2 protein-coding genes and 3 pseudogenes are annotated in these 1,714 nt (G+C 32.8%); all 5 read left to right on the top strand.

The genetic code is table 11. The features are described from left to right. The coding region (locus tag A9G37_RS05825; protein WP_141671087.1) for an IS30 family transposase at window positions 1–360 on the top strand (360 nt) is incomplete at its 5' end. A gap of 8 nt (window positions 361–368) precedes the next feature. Further along, window positions 369–482: pseudogene (locus A9G37_RS12195) on the top strand (integrase core domain-containing protein); the annotation flags it as partial. A 424-nt stretch (window positions 483–906) separates the two neighbouring features. After that, complete coding sequence (locus A9G37_RS12860) at window positions 907–1,083, top strand: hypothetical protein (protein ID WP_176701875.1); 177 nt, start codon at window positions 907–909, stop codon at window positions 1,081–1,083. A 254-nt stretch (window positions 1,084–1,337) separates the two neighbouring features. Further along, window positions 1,338–1,458: pseudogene (locus tag A9G37_RS05820) on the top strand (transposase); the annotation flags it as partial. Between the two features lie 34 nt (window positions 1,459–1,492). Next, a pseudogene (locus A9G37_RS05815) lies at window positions 1,493–1,714 on the top strand (IS3 family transposase); the annotation flags it as partial.

The following is a 1,714-nucleotide window of genomic DNA, read 5'->3' as shown; positions in this document are numbered from 1 at the left end:
ACCGCCTCCGAAACGAGAGATATGATAATAAAATTGCTAACGCCGTTTAAAAAGATGGTTAAAAGCATCACCTTTGATAATGGGATGGAATTTAATTATCATCATGCGATTGAGCATTATTTAAATACTACCGTATACTTTGCGGAGCCTTATAAAAGCTGGCAAAGAGGTACCAATGAAAACACCAATGGCTTAATACGTCAGTTTATACCAAAGTCAGCGGCCATTTCATTAGTTGACGACGAACAGATAAAAAAAATTCAATATCTATTGAACACACGCCCAAGAAAACGGCATAAGTTTAAAAGCCCTGCCTCCTTTTATTCGAAGGAGTTAAGAAAAATTGCACTTCATGTTTGAATCCAGGACAAGCAAGGAGAATAACCGAAGAATGGCTAACGATTTATAACACCGAAAGACCGCATGAGGCATTAAATAACATGACACCGATTGAGTATAAAACACTAAAACAAGCAGCTTAATTTTCTACGTGAGTTGTGTACTAAGTTTGGGGCATTTACAAACCTTAACTCACAATATACCCGATATACACGTTTATGTTCCATTTATAACCGAGCTATCGATTTAGAAAATCGTTACAATCAGATACTGAAATATTAAAAATTCGATTAATCTTTTCCATAATTCTTTATATTCAATTTAATTTTTCTGATAGAAATCGACGATATCATCTACTACATTTTTACCGAAACATAACTTATCCCTTTCTTATTCTTTAAATCAATTTTGATTGGTAGTATATTATGATCGGTTTTACAGATCGATTAAATCATGCACGATAGCCAAAACCTATATTAATTAGCATTACTGATCGTTGAAATCTTTCAAATATTTTTAAAAAGTAATAAGTTATAGTAAATTTAAATAATGAAAGGAGTGTAAATAATGTGCAAAAATATAAAGCAAAAAATTCTAAGAATTAAAGAATTAAAATCAAAAACAGGGCTACTCACAAAAAAAGAAATATTTGAACTAAATAGCTTAATAAAAGAACTTAAAGAATTGTTAAGGGAGAAATTACAAGAACAACAAGATATTGACTTTATTATTGATATTTATTAGTTTTTTTAGGAAACCTACTTACATCAACATCAACCAAAAAAACTAAAATACAATAAAACGAATAAAAAGGGGAACTAAAAGCTCCCCCCTTTATCATAACTATCCCCTAAAAAGTAGAAAATTGTCTATGACAAAAGTAAAAGAGAATTTGAATATGAAAAAGGTGATAAGCACTAAATCGTACCGATATTAAAAAAGTTAAAGCACATTTTTCAATTAAAGCGCTTTGCCTAAAATAAGATATGGGATATTCAACTTTTTATAAATGGCGGGAAAAATACGGCGGAATGGAAACTTCGGATATCAAACGCTTAAAAGAGCTGGAGGCTGAAAACCGCAAACTTAAGCAGATGTTTGCCGAGCTGAGCTTAAAATCACAGCTTCAGGAAGAAATCATAAAAAAGCTTTAGTGCCCACAAAGGCCCGTAAAACGTGGGCACAGCAACTACAACAAAATCATTCTGTTACTATAGCTATGAGCTGCGCTATCGTTGGCTTAAGCCGTTGTGCTTACTATTATCAACCTAAGTTACAGGATGATTCGGTGATTGTTTCGGTATTGAATGCTATCACAGACCGGCATTTACGCTGGGGCTTTCCTAAATGCTTTAATCGTATCAGAAAGCTCGGC

The organism is Gilliamella sp. GillExp13, assembly GCF_001690815.1.
GTDB classification, from domain to species: Bacteria; Pseudomonadota; Gammaproteobacteria; order Enterobacterales; family Orbaceae; genus Gilliamella; species Gilliamella bombi.
The sequence above is the reverse complement of the archived record's forward strand: the minus strand, read 5'-3'. Positions and strand labels throughout refer to the sequence as shown.